This is a genomic window from Aequorivita sp. H23M31 (assembly GCF_004022485.1).
GTDB lineage: Bacteria > Bacteroidota > Bacteroidia > Flavobacteriales > Flavobacteriaceae > Aequorivita > Aequorivita ciconiae.
The window spans coordinates 1730653-1749688 of record NZ_CP034951.1 but is presented as its reverse complement, the minus strand read 5'-3'; the positions used below and the strand labels follow the sequence as shown (position 1 = coordinate 1749688).

Annotated in this window: 19 protein-coding genes; 15 read left to right on the top strand and 4 right to left on the bottom strand. The window is 38.4% G+C overall.

Going from position 1 to position 19036, the window contains the following annotated elements; genetic code table 11:
- Nucleotides 1-17: 17 nt before the first annotated feature.
- From EI546_RS07695 to dnaG, 5 genes are all read left to right on the top strand, one after another.
- Nucleotides 18-995, top strand: coding sequence for a polyprenyl synthetase family protein (locus tag EI546_RS07695; protein WP_128249998.1), 978 nt, complete (start codon nucleotides 18-20; stop codon nucleotides 993-995).
- Between the two features lie 152 nt (nucleotides 996-1147).
- On the top strand, nucleotides 1148-1714 hold the full coding sequence (locus tag EI546_RS07690; RefSeq protein ID WP_128249997.1) for an RNA polymerase sigma factor: 567 nt from the start codon (nucleotides 1148-1150) through the stop codon (nucleotides 1712-1714).
- Nucleotides 1701-2477 carry a hypothetical protein gene (locus EI546_RS07685; RefSeq protein WP_128249996.1) on the top strand — a complete coding sequence of 259 codons (777 nt, stop codon included), beginning with the start codon at nucleotides 1701-1703 and terminating at the stop codon, nucleotides 2475-2477. Before EI546_RS07690 ends, EI546_RS07685 begins: the two co-directional genes overlap by 14 nt.
- A 63-nt stretch (nucleotides 2478-2540) precedes the next feature.
- Complete coding sequence (locus EI546_RS07680; protein ID WP_128249995.1) at nucleotides 2541-3605, top strand: hypothetical protein; 1065 nt, start codon at nucleotides 2541-2543, stop codon at nucleotides 3603-3605.
- A 251-nt stretch (nucleotides 3606-3856) separates the two neighbouring features.
- Nucleotides 3857-5839, top strand: coding sequence for a DNA primase (gene dnaG, locus EI546_RS07675; RefSeq protein WP_128249994.1), 1983 nt, complete (start codon nucleotides 3857-3859; stop codon nucleotides 5837-5839).
- A 31-nt stretch (nucleotides 5840-5870) separates the two neighbouring features.
- Here the strand turns inward: dnaG and nadE are convergent, their stop codons facing one another.
- Nucleotides 5871-6659 (bottom strand): NAD(+) synthase, encoded by a 789-nt coding sequence (gene nadE, locus EI546_RS07670; RefSeq protein WP_128249993.1) that lies wholly within the window; start codon nucleotides 6657-6659, stop codon nucleotides 5871-5873.
- Between the two features lie 259 nt (nucleotides 6660-6918).
- Here nadE and gldB point away from each other — a divergent pair, with 259 nt between their 5' ends.
- Together gldB and gldC are read left to right on the top strand one after the other, a co-directional pair.
- The gene (gene gldB, locus EI546_RS07665) at nucleotides 6919-7884 is read left to right on the top strand and encodes a gliding motility lipoprotein GldB (protein ID WP_128251564.1); all 966 of its coding nucleotides are present in this window, start codon (nucleotides 6919-6921) and stop codon (nucleotides 7882-7884) included.
- Nucleotides 7884-8222: a gliding motility protein GldC gene (gene gldC / locus EI546_RS07660; protein WP_128249992.1), complete on the top strand. Its 339-nt coding sequence runs from the start codon at nucleotides 7884-7886 to the stop codon at nucleotides 8220-8222. The genes gldB and gldC overlap by 1 nt, the downstream gene beginning before the upstream one ends.
- An 84-nt stretch (nucleotides 8223-8306) precedes the next feature.
- Here the strand turns inward: gldC and EI546_RS07655 are convergent, their stop codons facing one another.
- From EI546_RS07655 to EI546_RS07645, 3 genes are all read right to left on the bottom strand, one after another.
- Nucleotides 8307-9143: a tetratricopeptide repeat protein gene (locus tag EI546_RS07655; RefSeq protein WP_128249991.1), complete on the bottom strand. Its 837-nt coding sequence runs from the start codon at nucleotides 9141-9143 to the stop codon at nucleotides 8307-8309.
- A 13-nt stretch (nucleotides 9144-9156) separates the two neighbouring features.
- The gene (gene yihA, locus EI546_RS07650) at nucleotides 9157-9771 is read right to left on the bottom strand and encodes a ribosome biogenesis GTP-binding protein YihA/YsxC (protein ID WP_128249990.1); all 615 of its coding nucleotides are present in this window, start codon (nucleotides 9769-9771) and stop codon (nucleotides 9157-9159) included.
- Between the two features lie 79 nt (nucleotides 9772-9850).
- Nucleotides 9851-10615, bottom strand: a complete 765-nt coding sequence (locus tag EI546_RS07645) for an alpha/beta fold hydrolase (RefSeq protein ID WP_128249989.1) — start codon at nucleotides 10613-10615, stop codon at nucleotides 9851-9853.
- 204 nt (nucleotides 10616-10819) lie between these two features.
- Here EI546_RS07645 and mraZ point away from each other — a divergent pair, with 204 nt between their 5' ends.
- The 8 genes from mraZ (at nucleotide 10820) to murD (ending at nucleotide 19013) form a co-directional block, all read left to right on the top strand.
- Nucleotides 10820-11293, top strand: coding sequence for a division/cell wall cluster transcriptional repressor MraZ (mraZ, locus tag EI546_RS07640; RefSeq protein WP_128249988.1), 474 nt, complete (start codon nucleotides 10820-10822; stop codon nucleotides 11291-11293).
- Nucleotides 11280-12176 (top strand): 16S rRNA (cytosine(1402)-N(4))-methyltransferase RsmH, encoded by an 897-nt coding sequence (rsmH, locus tag EI546_RS07635; protein WP_128249987.1) that lies wholly within the window; start codon nucleotides 11280-11282, stop codon nucleotides 12174-12176. Before mraZ ends, rsmH begins: the two co-directional genes overlap by 14 nt.
- 47 nt (nucleotides 12177-12223) lie before the next feature.
- Nucleotides 12224-12571, top strand: a complete 348-nt coding sequence (locus EI546_RS07630) for an FtsL-like putative cell division protein (protein ID WP_128249986.1) — start codon at nucleotides 12224-12226, stop codon at nucleotides 12569-12571.
- A gap of 33 nt (nucleotides 12572-12604) precedes the next feature.
- Complete coding sequence (locus tag EI546_RS07625) at nucleotides 12605-14608, top strand: penicillin-binding protein (RefSeq protein WP_128249985.1); 2004 nt, start codon at nucleotides 12605-12607, stop codon at nucleotides 14606-14608.
- Nucleotides 14605-16068: a UDP-N-acetylmuramoyl-L-alanyl-D-glutamate--2,6-diaminopimelate ligase gene (locus EI546_RS07620; protein ID WP_128249984.1), complete on the top strand. Its 1464-nt coding sequence runs from the start codon at nucleotides 14605-14607 to the stop codon at nucleotides 16066-16068. The genes EI546_RS07625 and EI546_RS07620 overlap by 4 nt, the downstream gene beginning before the upstream one ends.
- A gap of 3 nt (nucleotides 16069-16071) precedes the next feature.
- Nucleotides 16072-17304 carry a phospho-N-acetylmuramoyl-pentapeptide-transferase gene (mraY, locus tag EI546_RS07615; protein ID WP_128249983.1) on the top strand — a complete coding sequence of 411 codons (1233 nt, stop codon included), beginning with the start codon at nucleotides 16072-16074 and terminating at the stop codon, nucleotides 17302-17304.
- 177 nt (nucleotides 17305-17481) lie between these two features.
- Entirely contained in the window at nucleotides 17482-17646 is a 165-nt protein-coding gene (locus EI546_RS16215; RefSeq protein ID WP_164905200.1) for a hypothetical protein, read from the top strand.
- Nucleotides 17643-19013 (top strand): UDP-N-acetylmuramoyl-L-alanine--D-glutamate ligase, encoded by a 1371-nt coding sequence (murD, locus tag EI546_RS07610; RefSeq protein ID WP_128249982.1) that lies wholly within the window; start codon nucleotides 17643-17645, stop codon nucleotides 19011-19013. The genes EI546_RS16215 and murD overlap by 4 nt, the downstream gene beginning before the upstream one ends.
- The last annotated feature ends 23 nt before the right edge of the window (nucleotides 19014-19036 follow it).

The window sequence follows — 19036 nt, the reverse complement described above, 5'->3', positions numbered from 1 at the left end:
TTATCTTTGATTTCTTTATGAAGATAGTTTCACGCATCAAACTTCCAATTGAAAAAGAGATGGAGCTTTTTGAAAGAAAGTTCTCCGACTCCATGTCTTCCAAGGTTTCGCTACTTAATAGAATTACACATTATGTTGTAAATAGAAAAGGGAAACAGATGCGGCCCATGTTTGTTTTTCTTATTGCAAAAATGACGGGAAATGGAGAGGTTAATGAACGGACTTATCGGGGGGCTTCTGTAATCGAACTTATCCATACAGCAACCTTAGTTCATGACGATGTGGTGGACGATAGTGACCGCCGACGTGGTTTCTTCTCCTTAAATGCGCTTTGGAAAAACAAGATCGCTGTTCTAGTGGGCGATTATTTATTGTCGAAAGGTCTTTTGCTTTCTATTGACAATGGTGATTTCGATTTATTACGGATTATTTCCGTCGCTGTTCGGGAAATGAGCGAGGGTGAGCTACTTCAGATTGAAAAAGCTAGAAGACTAGACATTACCGAAGAAGTATATTTTGAGATCATCCGACAAAAAACCGCCACCCTTATTGCCGCGTGTTGTGCTATGGGCGCTCAATCTGTTATGGCATCGGATGAAGAGGTTGAAAAAATGCGAAAGTTCGGGGAACTTATTGGTACCGCTTTTCAAATTAAGGACGACCTTTTTGATTACGGAAATGAACATATCGGAAAACCAACCGGTATTGATATCAAGGAACAAAAGATGACCCTTCCTTTAATATATGCCCTCAATCACGCTTCTCCAGAAAAAAATAAATGGCTTATAAATTCGGTTAAAAATCATAACAAGGATAAGAAGCGCGTAAAAGAAGTCATTGCATACGTAAAAGAGAATGGCGGTCTAGAATATGCCGTAGGAAAAATGAAAGAATACCAACAGGAAGCTCTCCAGCTCCTTGCCACCTATCCCGATTCGCCATACAAGGAATCCCTTGAAGTTATGGTAAACTACGTAATCTCCAGAAAAAAGTAAATATTTCTCAATTCTGAATTTTACCCATTACTGACCACTTACCACGTAAATCTCAACCTGAAACCTGAAACCAGAAACTTTTTTCTCAACAGGCAACCTTTTTCCGAAACCGAGCGTCTATTAAAATAGAGACCCAAACAACGAAGTGTGTTTTGAAAATTATCAACTTGCATAAAAACTATTCCAAATTGATTGAAAAGGCCTCCAGGGGCGACCGTCAGGCGCAACATCAGCTTTTCAATATATTCTCGCCAAAGATGCTGGGAGTTTGCCGACAGTATATAAAAAATACCGATCTGGCGGAAGAAGTTATGTTGGCGGGTTTTTTAAAAATGTTTACACATCTATCCGATTTTAAAAATGAGGGAAGTTTTGAGGGATGGATTAGACGTATAATGGTCAATGAAAGTATTTCCCAACTTCGGAAGGAAAAGAAATTGAACTTTATATCCAATGAAACTATTGAAAATACTTGTGACTATTCCACCTATATCGAAACTGAATTGGAAGAAGCTGAGATTCAAAGTTTGATAGATGCACTTCCCGAGGGTTATAAAACGGTTTTTGTTCTTTACGGCGTTGAGGGTTATAAACACAGCGAAATTGCCGAGCTTCTTCAAATAAGTGAAAGCACATCAAAAACGCAGCTCTTTAAAGCACGGAAAATGCTTCAGAAAAAATTGAATAATCAAAACAGTATTAATTATGGCAGCCTATAACCTAGAAAATAACATCCGTGAGAAGTTGGAAAATAGGGAGATAAAGCCTTCTCATGATGCTTGGAAAAAACTAGAATCCCAGTTGGACAAAAAACAACCTAAAAAGAAATCAAAAACCTGGTATTATATTGCTGCCAGTTTGGCTGGTTTGCTCGTTGCGGTTTCCATTTTCTTTAATCAGAATTCATTTGAGGGGGAAAACAGTCTGGTAATAGAAAATGATCCACACAAATCTGAACTTCCAACGGTTACAAATACCTTAATAATCCCAAGCTCAGAGGAGAGGATAGAAGGTAAAAGCAATACGAAGAAGGATAAAGCTGAAAGCAAATCCGATTCTATACGAAACAAGGAATTGAAACCTTCCCCTCATATTAAGCAATCTGCAATAGATAAAAAAATTAAAAAGATTGAAGCATTAGCTATTTCACAAGAAGATCGATTAAAGAGAGAAAAATCAACGGAAGAAACCGTAAAGCAAAAAGATATTGTCATCATTACGAAGGTTGACGAAATTGTCTCTTCAGGTACACTTATAGTTGAAAATGAGGAAACATCTTCCGAAGAAGTAGATAGACTTTTACATAATGCACGTCGGAATATTCAGACCCATCAAATCCTTAATAGCCCAAGGATTGACGCTGCTGCCTTGTTGGATGAGGCAGAATGGGAATTAGAAAAAAGTTTTCGAGATAAGGTTTTCGAAGCTTTCGGCGAAGGCTATCAAAAACTACGAACCGCTATTTCACAGCGAAACGATTAACCTCAATTTTTATAAATCCTAAAATCAAATAAATTTACTACTAACCGTATAAAAATCAATACTATGAAATCTCTATCCATATTAATCACGACCGTTACATTTTACCTTATTTCTAGTATGTATTCATACGCCCAACAGACCACTGATCAAATTAAAGATCAACAATTTACGGAAGCCAAGGAGACAATTATCCAAGATGAAAGAGAGGCGCTAAAAGTTGAGGTGGAAGAAATAAACAACCGTTTGCAGAATGGTTCAATTTCAAAAACTGAAGCTGATACCTTAAAAAATAAGGCTGCCGAAAAACACGCCAAGAACATTGAAAATCGTTTAATTATTTTGAAGAACACGCTTGAACTGGCAGATAGAAATGGAGATCAGGAAAAGGAATCCAAAACCGGTATTTACGTGGGTTGGGATGAAGATGCGAATGACTTTGTAATAAAAACCTCGGTTAAAAGAAAAAAGGAAAAGAAAGAAGTATATGATTTTCGTACTAAAACTGGTGTCTACCTCACTTGGGGATTATTGGATCTGGTTGATGATGATAATTCTTATGGAAATACGGATGTTTCCGTAGGAAGATCCACTTCATTTGAAGTTGGGATAAGCCAAACAACCCGGGTTTTTAAAAAGTCCAATTTCCTGAGAATAAAATATGGTTTGGGTTTTGAATGGAATAAATTAACTCCTCGAGATAATACGTATTTAGTGGATAACAACGGTATCAATACTATGGAACAATTTCCATCCGAACTCCGAAAAAGCGAAGTGCGATTTACAAATATCGTGATTCCAGTATATTTTGAATTAGGACCATCAAAGAAAATTGAAAGTCAGAATTATATACGGTTTTCCACTCAAAAACAATTTAAAATCGGTTTTGGAGGTTATGGTGGATTGAATATTGAAACAATGCAAAAATTGAAGTACAGGGAGGATGGTAGAAAGGTAAAGCAAAAAATAAAAAGAGATTATAACACAACTGATTTCGTATATGGCGTAGGAGCCTATGTAGGCTATGGCTCCTTTAGTCTTTTTGCCAAATATGAGTTATCGCCTCTGTTTGAAAACCAGCCCATTGATAAAAATCTTTTATCTCTTGGCTTCCGATTAGATTTTGATTAGACGGGAAACAATTCAGAATTAGGAATTCAGAATTATGGATTATAAATAATGGACGAAAAACAAGAAACAAGAAAATGGAATAGAAAAATATAAAAGAGAAAAAAGAAATGTACAAAACTCAAACTCATATAATCATTAAACTCATTATTCATAACTCATAATATCTAACCGTAGGTTTCCTTTTTATATTCCTATTTTTACCGAAACAAATCCCGATTCCCAAACCCCGAATCACAAAAACCCAGAACCCCGTGATTTCCAGAACCACAATAGACAACGTTTTTGAAACTGCCCGAGTGGAGGAGGTAATAGGTGATTTTGTTCAGTTAAAAAAATCTGGGAGCAATTATAAAGGGTTAAGTCCATTTACAGATGAGCGTTCTCCTAGTTTTATGGTTTCACCCGTTAAACAGATTTGGAAGGATTTTAGTAGTGGAAAAGGTGGAAATGTAGTTTCATTTTTAATGGAGCATGAACATTTCACCTATCCGGAAGCAATTCGGTTTTTAGCCAAAAAGTACGGAATTGAAATAGAGGAGACTGAACAAACTACAGAGCAAAAGGAAGAAGCCGATTCGCGTGAAAGTTTATATTTGGTCAGCGATTTTGCCAAGGAATATTTTCATAATATCTTATTAAAGACTGAGGAAGGAAAGGCAATAGGGCTCTCCTACTTTAAGGAACGGGGATTTACGGATGATACCATAAAAAAATTCGAACTTGGTTATTCTCCAGATTCTTGGGATGCTTTTACCACGCACGCCATCAAAAAAGGCTATAAGCTAGAGTTCCTCGAGAAAACGGGACTATCTATTGTAAAAGAAGATACTTCAACAGGTTCGCCAACAAAAATGTTTGATCGCTTTAAGGGAAGAGTGATGTTTCCAATCCGAAGTATGAGCGGGCGCACCCTCGGTTTTGGTGGCCGGATTCTTACTTCAGATAAAAAGGCGGCCAAATATCTGAACTCGCCCGAAAGTGATATCTACCATAAAAGTAAAGTGCTTTACGGTATTTTTCATGCCAAGCAAAGTATTTCCAAAGAGGATAATTGCTATTTGGTAGAGGGATATACAGACGTTATCCAATTTCATCAAACCGGAATCCACAACGTGGTTTCTTCATCGGGAACCGCGCTTACACCAGAGCAGATTCGGCTTATTAACCGACTTACAAAAAACATTACCGTTCTTTTTGATGGAGATGCGGCGGGGCTTAGAGCATCTCTGCGCGGTATCGATCTTATCCTAGAACAAGGAATGAACGTAAAGATTTGTTCTTTTCCTGAAGGTGAGGATCCCGATAGCTTTTCAAGAAAGAATTCTTTAGAGGAGCTAACACATTATTTACAAGAGAATTCCAAGGATTTTATCACTTTCAAAGCTTCGCTCCTCGCTGCTGATGCTAAAAACGATCCCATAAAAAAGTCGGAAACCATTCACGATATGGTGGCCAGTATCGCCAAAATACCCGATGCTATTAAGAGGGAGGTTTACCTAAAGGAATGTTCACATATTATGGATATTTCCGAACAGGTACTTTTCAATTCCATAGCCCAACTGCTGCGAAAAGAACGTAAGGATAGAAATGTGAAGGAAGAAAAAGCTTCTGAACCCTTTGAAGTTGTTTCCTCGGAAAAAATGCCAGCTAAAAAAGTGGATGTTCAATTTCAATTGGAACAAAAGCTGATTGAATTATTGGTGCTCTATGGGGATATGGAGGAAGAATTTGAAGAAATGGTAATAGAGAGCGACGAACGGGGCGGACTGGATCTTACACCTGAAATCTATCGTTCGCGGGTATTTGAGAAGATTTATTTAGATCTTCAAGAAGATGAAATTGAATTCACAAATCCAGAATTCCAGAAAATCTATTCAGAAATCATTAAGCGGTTTGTTGAAAATCCGGATTCGAAATCGGAGTCGTTTGTAAACCAATTAGATCCCGAAATTGCTTCGGGAGTAACCCATATTTTAATGGAAGATGAACGCTATACTTTGCATCAGTGGGATAGGATGCAAATTTATGTCAAGGAAAAGGATAAAACGATCGCGCAGATTGTAAGCGAAACAATTCTGAGTCTTCGCAGATTTCTAGTTACCAAAAAGATTGATGAGCTGTCTGAGACATTAAAACAAGATGTAGAAGAGGATAAGGAGGCAAGCCTTCAAGAAATAGTTGCATATATTGGACTTAAAAAACTCCTGTCAAACAAATTGAATCGCGTTCTTTAATTTCTCAAATTCAAAATACAAATCTTAGCTTTTATTTTAAATTTTCAGGAATTTCACAAATAGGAATAGGCTTGATTTTGTGCTGATTTATTTTATTAAGATGGGAATAAATTTCAAATACCACTTTTTCCCGTCCGGAAAAACCCGAACTTGAACTACCTTTTTCCTTTTCTTTCATCGCCCATTCCAATTCGTCGTAATTGGCCCCAAGCTGATCTTCGTCTGAACGGCTGTCACCAAAAAGTCCATCGGTAGGTTGCGCTTTTAAAATAGATTCAGGAATATTTAGGACTCGTCCTAATTCAAATACTTCACTTTTCACCAAATCCGCAATCGGACTTATATCCACACCCCCATCACCGTATTTAGTGAAAAATCCTACCCCAAAATCCTCTATTTTATTGCCGGTTCCCACAACCAAATAATGCTTTATCCCTGCAAGGAAATAAAGGGCTGTCATCCGTAAACGTGCACGGGAATTGGCAAGAGAAAGATGCAATGATTTTTCATTCGCATCTTGCGGTACTTGAGCTTGGAATTCATCAAAGACGGAACCCAGATCTATTTCGGTTTTTTGAACATTGGGATATCCACTCATCAAAAAATCAATATGTTCGCGGCCACGACTTACTTGGCTTTCAGCTTGGTGAATTGGCATTTCTACGCAAAGTGTGGGTAATCCAGTTTTTGCACAGAGAGTAGAAACCACGGCGGAATCTATTCCGCCGCTAATTCCCACAACAAAACCCTCTACTCCCGCGTTTTTAGCATAAGAGTTGAGCCAGTTAACAATATAATCGATTACTTTTTTGGTCTGCATTTTTTTGATTTTAATATGCTTTGGTTTTTAATTCGTTATTTTTTGAATTCACGTGTAACTTACTAGAGTTTTAGCTCCGCTCGCCATGGCTATTTTCAAAACTAAGAAGTACCTTTGCGCAACAATAAAGTTTAAAGATAAAATTAAAAAAAGGAATCCTTGCCAACCCTTGAATTTTCTTCGGGAAGGGATATTACCACAACAAAATATATTGATGAAAATTTTTATTTCAGGTTTTGGTTATTGGAAAAAGAACCGAATGACGGTTTTGGGATGTTCCTTTTTATTGGTTCTCGCGACAGTCTTTTTTTCGTGCAATAATCAAAGTGAGGTGGAGAGGGAGATTGAAAAAATCCCGATGAATGTTGAAATAATCCGCTTTGATAAAATTTTTGCTGCTACGAAGCCGGAAGATCTTCCTAAGTTAAAGTCGCAATATCCTCTTTTCTTTCCAAGACAGTATAAAGATAGTTTGTGGATTGAAAAGATGACTGATACTCTTCAGGAGGAATTGGAACAAGAGGTAATCCTAAAATTTCCCAACAATGATAAATTGGAAGATATTCTTGTGCCCTTGTTTCAGCATATAAAATACTATTTCCCAAAGTTTGATACTCCGAAAGTAGTTACCGCCACATCTGATGTTGATTATAGGAATAAAGTGCTTTTGGCAGACAGCATCTTGGTTATTGCCCTAGACAATTATTTGGGAAGTGAGCACCGATTTTATTCCGGAATCGATCTGTACATCAGTAAGGAAATGAAACCCTCGAGAATTGGTCCAGATGTAGCTGAAGCATATGCGATGAATTATATAAAACCGCCAAAAAATGCTGCATTTTTAAGCCAGATAATCTATTATGGAAAAGAGCTATATCTAAAAGACCTGTGGCTGCCAAATACTTCGGATGCTGATAAGATTGGTTACAGTGAAGAGGAATACAAGTGGGCAGAAGAAAACGAACTATATATGTGGCGATATTTTATTGAAAATGAATTGCTCTACGATACCAATCCAAAGTTGGGGGCGCGTTTTATCAATCCTGCACCATTTTCGAAATTCTATTTGGAAATAGATAACGAATCTCCTGGAATGTTAGGCCGCTATCTGGGTTGGAAAATAGTAAGGTCTTATATGAAAAACAATTCAGTAGAAGTTCAAAGACTCATGATAACCGATGCTGATGAAATATTTAAAAATTCAAAATACAAACCTAAAAAGTAATGGCGACGAAACATACATCTGAAATAAAACTCAAGGTAGCTCTTGACGAAAATAAAATCCCAAATTCCATTCAATGGACCGCCGAAGATGGTGGCGTAACGGATGAAGCAACCAAAGCAGTAATGCTATCGGTTTGGGACCACAAAAATAAGGAATCTCTGCGTATAGATCTGTGGACAAAGGATATGCCTCTTGATGAAATGAAGGTTTTTTTCCACCAGACTTTAACTGCGATGGCAGATACTTTTCAACGTGCCACCAACGATGATAAAATGAGTGACACTATGCGCGATTTTTGCGATTATTTTGCAGAAAAATTGGAATTGAAACGCGGGTAAAAAGAAAGCCGGTTCTGAAGTGTTTTCAGGATCGGCTTTATTATTTAAGTTCCCTTTGAATATTTTATAAGAGGTATGACTACCTTAATGGTTGTGTTTTTTCCATTTAAACTGGTAAGGATACATCTCATAAATAGCGTTGTCCTCATTAAAAGTGTTTCCTTTATCTCCCTCCTCTTTAGCAAGTCTTACAGCTGCTTCCGCCTCCTCTTCTCTGTCCAATCGGGCTAAACATATTCCTTTATATAAGAGGACTTCCGCAAAAGTGGGGTAGGTTTCTAGAGCTTTATCAAATTGTTCAACGGCCTCTTCCCATTTTCCCAATTCATATTTTGTAATTCCGTAGTAGAACAAATCCAGAAAATGGGCACCATCCTCAAATTTGCTCTCTTGATCTCGAATATCTTCGGCAAATAATTTTTCCGCTTTTTCAAATTCGTTTAATTGTAGATAGGAAAGAGCAATATAAAATTTGTAGGTATGGTCCATCTCATAACTATTTCCATCCATCTCAATTGCCGCTTCAAAATCTTCAATGGCTTCTACATATCTCTTTGAGAAAATACATTTGATAAATCCTCTATACGCTAAATATTTTCGTCTGTTGTATTTAACTGCCTTATCTAAAAAAGGCATTCCAACTTCATATTTCCTGGCTTTGAAATAAGGCATTGCCTTCTGTTGCCATAAATAAGAAATGGTACTATCCTTTTCTAAACCTCTATCCAGACATTCCTGATATCCATTCATTTCAAAGGTATAGAAATGTCGATTTGCACATTGCTTGCTATATTCTTCAATTATTCGCTCTTGCTCTTCGGTATATTTCTGAAAAGCAGGCTGTAAGAATTCTTCTGACTTTTCGGATTGGGCACAAGAGGACAATAGGAATAACAGAATAGAAAACAGATAAAATCTCATGATAGATGGGAAATTAATGAAAATCTGAATTGGACATTTGTGTATTCAATGTTTCTATATAATTCAGGACCTCATCCCTTCCTATATAATTGCTGGCGGAGGTGATAAAATATTTGGGCATTTCCTCCCATGATTCCAACATCTTTTCTGAATAGGCCTTGATATTTCGGTCTAAAGCCATTGGCCTAAGTTTGTCTGCTTTAGTGAAGATAATATTAAAGGGAACACCATTTTCACCCAGCCATGCCATAAATTCGAGATCGATTGGTTGTGGCTCCAATCTGGAGTCTACCAGGACAAAGGCCAAAATCATTTGTTCCCGTTCACGAAAATAATCCGTGATAAATTGTTGAAAAGTCTTTTTTACGCTTTTTGAAACCCGAGCATATCCATAACCTGGTAGATCCACCAAATACCAATTTTTATTGATCAGGAAATGGTTTATAAGTTGTGTCTTTCCGGGTCTTCCTGAAGTTTTCGCCAGATTCTTACGGTCCATCAACATATTGATGAGCGAAGACTTACCCACATTACTACGGCCAATAAATGCATATTCAGGTAGCCGGTCTTTGGGACATTTGTCTACCTTGCTGTTGCTCATCACAAATTCTGCCGATTTTATCTGCATTTTTTTATCGAGTTATCGGTGGTAGGAGGTAGCAGTTGAGTGGAAAAAACACATTTTTTAGAAACTTGAAACTTGAAATCTAAAACCCTCGCTTTACCAGCCAAGCATATAGTATTTCGTTAAACTCGTCTGGATGTTCCATCATCGCGGCATGCCCACACTTGTCTATCCAAAAAAGCTCGGAATCGGGTAAGAGTTTATCAAATTCTATTGCCACATCGGGAGGAGTAACGTGATCATCCCTTCCCCAGATTATACATGTTGGGGTATGCATCTTCGGCAAATCCTTCGCCATATTGTGGCGTATGGCGCTCTTGGCAATTGCCAGTGTCCGGATAAGCTTATTTCTGTCGTTTACACTCTGATAAACCTCATCCACTATTTCTTTCGTCGCGATTGCAGGATCGTAGAAAACATTTTCTGCTTTTTGCTTTATGTAATCGTAATTGCCACGTTTGGGGTAACTTTCGCCCATGGCACTTTCATAAAGCCCCGAGCTGCCCGTAATTACCATGGCTTTTATATGTTCAGGATAGAGCTTTGTACAGAGTAATGCTATATGGCCACCTAAGGAATTTCCCAAGAGAATCACCTCTTCATAGCCCAAATGTTCGATAAATTGTGCCACATATTTGGCAAAATTTTTCACAGTGGTTTTCAGGATGGACATCTTGTAGATCGGTAGTTCGGGAATAAGAACTTTATAACCTTTTTGTGGAAAGAAGTTGGCCACTCCATCAAAATTGCTCAACCCACCCATTAAACCGTGCAGGACAATAATGGGGGTCCCTTCGCCAATTTCTAAATATGAGAATTTTCCCTCTTTCTTTATTTTCTCCGACATCCTTTGATTGGTGCGATTAAGAAAACAAAAGTAAACAAATTTATTTCATAAGGTCTATTTAAAATATGCCTTTGTTTTCACAGCCGCTAAACCTGCAAGTGGAAGTTGGTGGTAAAACTTATCAACAAAGTGGGAAAAAATGGTAAAAAGTGGGGAAAGTTATATATATTTGAAACTATAATTTGCAAACAAGGAAGTTTCACAATGCTCAATCTCATAGGCACATACGAATGCAAGGCGGATGTAAAAGGACGGGTTATGCTCCCCGCTCCTTTGAAAAAACAACTCGCGCCCGCCATGTCCGAGGGTTTTGTGGTAAAGCGTGCTGTTTTTCAACCCTGTCTTGAGATGTACGTGATGGATGAGTGGAATTTGCTTATGCAAAAAATGAGCGAACTCAACCGTTTCGACCGAAAGAACAATGATTTTATAAGAAGGTTTACCGCTGGCGTTCGGATTGTAGAGCTGGATTCCTCCGGTAGGTTATTGATTCCAAAGGACTTGCTTTCGTTTGCGGGAATCAATAAGGAGTTGGTAATCTCTTCGGCAATAAACATTGTTGAGATTTGGGATAAGGATAGATATGAAAAGGCAATCGACGACGCTTCAGACGATTTTGCCGATTTAGCAGAGGAAGTGATGGGAACCAAAAACATCATTGGTAATGGAATATCATAATCCAGTTTTGTTAAAGGAGTCTGTAGATGGCCTCAATATAATACCGAACGGTATTTATGTAGATGTCACCTTCGGTGGAGGGGGCCACTCTCGAGAAATTCTAAAACGATTGGGGCCGGAAGGAAAATTGATTGCATTTGATCAAGATAAAGATGCCTTAGCGAACACTATCGAGGATTCAAGATTTTTATTGATCAATCAGAATTTCAGGTTGATGAAGCGCTTTCTCAGGTTTCACGGGTATAAGACTGTTGATGGCATTTTGGGGGATTTCGGTGTTTCGTCACATCAATTTGACGTTGCAGAAAGAGGGTTTTCCACACGCTTTGAGGCTGATTTGGATATGCGGATGAACCGGGACAGTAATTTTTCGGCATTTACCGTGGTCAATAAATATGATGAAGAGGAGCTAAAAAACGTGCTGGCCAATTATGGAGAACTGAGAAGTGCACCCGCTATGGCAAGGGTTATAGTTGAGGCGAGAAGTGATGGGAAAATCAAGACTAGCGAACAGCTTAAAAAAGTTCTCAGTAGGTTTTTGCCCGCGCATAAAGAGAATAAAATATTGGCCCAAATATATCAGGCCATTCGAATTGAAGTTAATCAGGAACTAGAGGCTTTAAAGGAATTCTTGCTCCAGACGAATGATGTGCTCGAGCCTGGCGGAAGAATTAGTTTGATAAGTTACCATTCGCTTGAGGATAGGTTGGTAAAGCGCTATATACGGAATGGATTGTTTGAGGGAGAGGCCGAAAAAGATGTCTTTGGAAGAGTGGACGTACCATTTAAAGCGGTAGGAAAATTTATTATTCCTTCTGATGAGGAAATAAAGCAGAATAATCGGGCGCGGAGTGCCAAACTTCGAATTGCCGAAAAAATATAGAATTACTAATTGGGAATTAAAATTTCCGAATTGTTGTTTTTGTAGAAATGAAGGATAGCTTTTACAATATTATAAAAGGAAAATTTTTGGTAAGCGATGACGCCCTTAAGAATTGGCGTTTTATCGTTTTTCTGTCGCTACTGGCTTTGATAATGATAGGCAGCTCTCATACTGCGGATAAGAAAGTGCATCAGATATCAAAACTAAATGCACAAGTGAAAGAATTAAAAAGTGAGTATGTCGATATCCGGATGCGGTTAATGCAATCCAAAATGGAAAGTCGAATTATTTCTGCTTTGGAAAGCAAGGGTTTGCAGCCATCCTCTACGCCTCCAAAAAGAATAAGAATAATAGGAGAAAAGGGAAGTGAAGAAAAACGGATAGCATCAAATTAATAAAATAATAAACCACAACTGACAATCAACCAAATGGCCATTGAAGAAAAAAACATAATGAACAGGTTATACATCATAGCAGGATGTATGTTCATCTTCGCTCTGGGTATAAGTGTCAAGTTGATGAACATACAGTTTATTGATGGCGATAAATACCGGGAGCTTGCCGAAAAAAATACCGTTAAAAATTTTGTTATTCCCGCTAGTCGCGGAAATGTCTATGCTGACGATGGCAGCCTATTGGCTACCTCTGTCCCAAAATACGATATCCGTTTTGATGCCGTAACCGTTTCCGAAGAAGACTTCAAAGAAAATTTACTTCCACTTGCAGAGGGTCTGAACAAAATGTTTGGAAAATCGGTTACCTATTATCAGGATATGCTGAGAAGAGCTCGAGCCGATAAAAACCGCTATTTGTTAATTGTAAAAAATCTGGGTTACTCAGATTATATAGCTGTTAAAAACCTACCGCTTTTCAAAAAGGGACCATATCGCGGAGGGATTATCGTAGAGCAGCGCACCGTTAGAGAACACCCGATTGGAAAGATTGCACAACGCACGGTTGGAGATGAATCTTTTGATCGTCCAGGCTATTATTCCGTGGGATTGGAAGGTGCATTTAATGATCTTTTAACCGGAAAAGAAGGGCATCGTTTAAAGCAAAAAATTGCAGCTGGACAATGGAAGCCCGTTTACGATGATAATGAAGTAGAGCCTCAGGATGGGTACGATATTGTTTCTACAATAAATGTAAATATACAGGACATCGCCCACCATGCATTATTAAAGCAGATGGAGTATTACGAAGCTGAACATGGTTCGGTAATCGTGATGGAGGTTTCCACCGGCGAAATAAAGGCAATTTCAAATTTGGGCCGCACTTCAAATGGTATGTATTACGAAAAACTGAACTATGCTATTGGTGAATCCCACGAGCCAGGATCCACTTTTAAGGTGATGGCCCTAATGGCGGCGCTGGAAGATAAGGTTATTGATACCAGTACCGTAATCGATACGGGAAATGGTGTTAAAATGTTTTATGGTAGAACAATCCGGGATTCCCATAGAGGTGGTTTTGGAAAAATCTCTGCTGCCCGCGCATTGGAAGTCTCTTCCAATATAGGCCTGGCCACTATTATTGACGACAACTATTCCAAAAACCCAAACAAATTTATCAATAGGCTTAAAAGTTGGCATCTCAATGAAAAAACAGGGGTAGCCATTAAAGGGGAAGGTGAGCCTATGATACCAGAACCAGGCGGTAAAAAGTGGAGCAAGAACGCTCTCCCTTCTATGTCCTATGGATATAATTTAAGTCTTACTCCATTGCAAACCCTTACCTTCTACAATGCCATTGCAAACAACGGGGTCATGGTCAAACCAAGATTCCTAAAGGAAGTACGGGTATGGAACGAAAAGGTTACCGTGTATGATACTCAAGTCATTAATCCAAAAATTTGTTCAGACGAAACCTTGGCCCAAATCAAGACCATACTTGAAAATACCGTAAAACGAGGGACAGGACGTTCCCTTTATTCCCCTGATTTTTCAATGGCTGGTAAGACGGGAACCGCACAGGCTGAATATTGGATGGCCGACTGGGCCAGTAATCGTCGTTACATATCTTCTTTCGCGGGGTTTTTTCCTGTCGAGAATCCTAAATATTCCTGTATTGTAATTATCCATAAACCAAGCACAAAAAAAGGGTTCTATGGAGGAGATGTTTCAGGACCTGTATTTAAGAGAATAGCGCAAAAAATCTTTACCGATTCGCGAAGTATGGATTCTGTAGAAGATGTGGAATCCATAGAGAATCCCCTTATTAAAATGGATTTTCAAAGCTATTACTCAAAGTTACAAGAAGCAAAGGATATTATACCTAATGTTCAGGGAATGGCAGGAATGGACGCCGTTTCATTACTGGAGAATCTTGGATTAAAAGTCCAGGTTATCGGAAATGGTACGGTCATTAAACAATCCTTACCCTCAGGAGAAGTATTAAAAAAGGGACAACAAATTGTTTTAAATCTATCGTGATCTTTCTAAAAGACATATTATATAAGGTTACCCTAGAGAAAGTTGTGGGCAGTACTTCTGTGGCCATTCACGATATACATTTTGATTCTCGAAAAATTTCTTTGAATGATGTTTTTGTTGCAGTAAAAGGAACTATTTCTGATGGTCATGAGTTTATCAACAGGGCCACCGATCAAGGGGCTCTGGCGATTATATGCGAAACTTTACCCAATAATATCATCAATGGGATTACCTATGTGCAGGTAAACGATTCCCATAAGGCATTAGCTATAATGGCTGCCAATTTCTACCACAATCCATCCGAGCAATTAAAATTGGTGGGCATAACTGGTACTAATGGAAAAACCACTATCGCCTCACTTTTATACCAACTTTTTAAAAAAGCTGGAATGGAAGCAGGGTTGCTTTCCACCGTAAAAATTATGGTTGGGGACAAGGAGTTTAAAACCACACATACTACTCCAGATTCCCTTACAATAAACAAGTATTTACGTAAAATGGTAGATGCTGGTGTCGAGTTTTGTTTTATGGAAGTGAGTTCACACGGAATCCATCAGAAACGTACAGAGGCTTTGAATTTTATTGGCGGGGTGTTTACAAATCTCTCCCACGACCATTTGGACTACCATAAAGATTTTGCGGAATATCGGGATGTAAAAAAATCATTTTTTGATAACCTGTCAAAATCCGCTTTTGCACTCGTAAATGTTGACGACAGAAACGGAGTAGTGATGCTTCAAAACACCAAGGCAAAAAAATATACCTACGCTCTTAAAACTTATGCCGATTTCAAAGCAAGTGTTTTGGAAAGCCAGTTTAATGGCCAATTGCTCAAGATCAACAATCAGGAACTCTGGGTGAAATTGATTGGAGGATTTAACGCATACAATCTACTCGCTATTTATGCTACCGCAGAACTGTTAGGATTAGAAACTGCTGAAATCCTTCGCTTAATGAGCGTTTTGGATAGTGTTGCGGGCAGATTTCAATATTCAATTTCAAGGAATAAGATTACAGTGATTGTCGATTATGCCCATACCCCAGACGCACTGAAAAATGTATTGGACAGTATAAACAGCATTCGGTCGGGCAATGAAGATTTGATAACCGTAGTTGGTTGCGGCGGAGATAGGGACACCACAAAACGTCCAGAAATGGCCAAGATTGCCGCATCTTTAAGCACCAAGGCTGTATTTACCAGTGATAATCCCCGTTCGGAAGATCCAGAGAAAATTATCGAGCAAATGGAAACAGGGGTTCCTGCGGAATATTATAATCGGACCCTCTCTATTACTAATAGAAAAGAGGCAATTAAGGCTGCCTGCCAAATGGCAAATGAAAACGACATTATTTTAATTGCCGGTAAGGGACATGAAACATATCAAGAAATAAACGGCAAACGCTTTGATTTTGACGATTTTAAAATTGTAAATGAACTTTTAACCAACCTAAACAAATAGCCAATGCTCTATTATCTATTCGACTATTTGGATAAGACCTACGAGATTCCCGGAACGGGTTTGTTTGGGTTCATTACTTTCCGTGCTGCCATGGCGCTTATTTTATCGTTGGTCATTGCCACAGTTTATGGTAAAAAGATTATTGAATTTCTTCGGAAAAAACAAATAGGGGAGACTGTACGCGAATTAGGATTGGAAGGTCAGAATGAAAAGGCGGGCACTCCTACAATGGGTGGCATTATTATAATTCTGGCAACTCTTATACCAGTTATCCTTTTCGCCAAGCTTGAAAATATTTATGTAATCCTCCTTATTGTTACCACCATTTGGATGGGAATAATCGGGTTTATGGACGATTACATAAAAAAATTTAAAAATGACAAGCAAGGCCTACCAGGTAAGTTCAAGGTTATTGGTCAGATCGGTCTTGGATTATTTGTCGGAGCCACCATGTATCTCCATCCGGATATTGTAGTGCAGCGAAATGTGGAATCGCCTAGCGCGCAGGCCCAGGTTATTTCTCAAAAAAATGAAAACACATTTTATGTAAAGGATAAGGCGCTCCTTACCACCATTCCCTTTGTGAAGGAAAATGAATTCAATTATTCTGAAATCATTAGTTGGATGGGAGGAAATTATAAAAGCTATGTATGGCTAATTTTTATTCCAATCGTCATTTTTATTATCACCGCAGTTTCCAATGGCGCAAATCTTACCGACGGAATTGACGGACTCGCCGCGGGAAGTTCCGCCATTATTGGGGTAACCTTAGCATTGTTTGCCTGGGTTTCGGGTAACGTTATTTTTTCCGATTACCTAAACATTATGTACATCCCAAATACGGGCGAAATGACAATTTTTATTATGGCATTTGTTGGGGCATTGGTAGGATTTTTATGGTATAATGCTTATCCGGCGCAAGTTTTTATGGGCGATACGGGCAGCCTTACCATAGGTGGGATTATTGCAGTTATCGCGATTGCCGTAAGAAAGGAATTGTTGATTCCCATCCTTTGCGGCATTTTTCTGATGGAAAATCTATCAGTTGTATTACAAGTAAGTTGGTTTAAATATTCTCGGCGGAAATACGGGGAGGGACGTCGAATTTTCAGAATGGCGCCACTTCACCACCATTATCAAATAAAGGGTTTTCACGAAAGTAAAATCGTAACCCGGTTTTGGATTGTAGGGATTTTTCTGGCCATTATCACTATTGTAACCTTGAAAATACGTTAGGGGATTTGCGATATACGATTTAGGAAGTATGATTTTAGATTTATGAATAGGAGAATGGAAATAAAAGAAGATGGTTTGGGATTTACGAAGTAGGATTTTCGATTTACGACTATGAGGGAAGTGATTAAACATAGAATGTTGCGATTTGCGGTTGATGCGGGAAAGTAGTTAAAAATCGTGGAAGAAGAAGCAGATGAAAGTATGTATTTCCTGGAAATATTAACGGAAATGAGTGAAACACATCACGATGAAATTGATCGATTACACAAGGAGGCTAATGAATTACTGTCAATTACAATTGCACCAATAAATACAGTGCGTAAAAGATTAAATGCGAAATGAGTCCAAATCGTCAATCGTCAATCGTAAATCGTAAATCAAGGATTGTAATTCTCGGAGCGGGTGAAAGCGGAGTCGGAACGGCCCTCTTGGCAAAGAAAAAGAAGTTTGATGTGTTTGTCTCAGACTTCGGAAAGATAAAAGACAAGTATAAACAAGTTCTTATAAATAATGAGATTGAATGGGAGGAAGAAGGGCATTCAGAAGAAAAAATCCTTCGCGCCGATGTGGTTATGAAAAGCCCGGGAATTCCTGATAAAGCTCCAATTGTTCGTAAACTGAAGGAAAACGGAATAAAAATAATTTCTGAAATCGAGTTTGCCAGCAAATATACGAAAGCGACAATAGTGGGAATTACCGGAAGTAACGGAAAAACGACGACGGCCAGTTTAACCTTCGAAATATTGAAGGTGGGTGGTTTAAATGTGGCTCTTGGAGGTAACATCGGAGAAAGCTTTGCCGAATTGGTTTCAGAGGCGAAATACGAAAATTTTGTCTTGGAGCTTAGCAGCTTTCAGCTTGACGGAATTGAGTCTTTTTCACCACATATCGCGATTTTGACCAATTTAAGTCCGGACCATTTAGACAGATATGATTACAAATATGAAAATTATATCGCCTCAAAATTTCGAGTTGTAATGAACCAAACCTCGGAGGATTATTTCATTTATGACGCAGATGATGAAGAAATAATGAAATGGCTTTCTGAAAATCCTATTAAATCGCAATTGCTGCCATTTTCATTGAAACAGGAATTGAGTAGGGGAGCTTTTAAAAAAAATAACGAAATAGTAATAAATATAGATAATAATAAATTTAGTATGCCGATACCAGAAATTGCAATACAAGGAGATCACAATGTGAAAAACGCTATGGCTGCCACAACCGTAGCCACCTTATTGAAAATTAGAAAACAGACTATCCGCCAGAGTTTGGAAGGCTTTCCAGGGGTGGAGCACAGATTGGAAAAAGTTTTAAAAATCAATAATGTCCAGTATATAAACGATTCAAAGGCAACGAATGTCAACGCCACTTTTTATGCCTTGGGAAGTATGCAGAATCCTACAATATGGATTGTTGGTGGTGTGGATAAAGGAAATGATTATAGTGAACTTTTGCCATTGGTGAATGAAAAGGTAAAGGCGATAATCTGTTTGGGCGTGGACAACCAAAAAATTGTTGAAGCCTTTGGCAACATTGTGGACACTATTCTGGAAACCGATTCTATGGCGATGGCAGTAAAGGCGGCTTATAAACTTGCAGAAAAGAATAACTCTGTTCTCCTTTCTCCTGCTTGTGCGAGCTTCGATTTGTTTGAAAATTACGAAGACCGTGGCAGACAATTTAAAGAGGCAGTAAGAAAATTGTAAAAAAAAATCATTCTGACAACAAA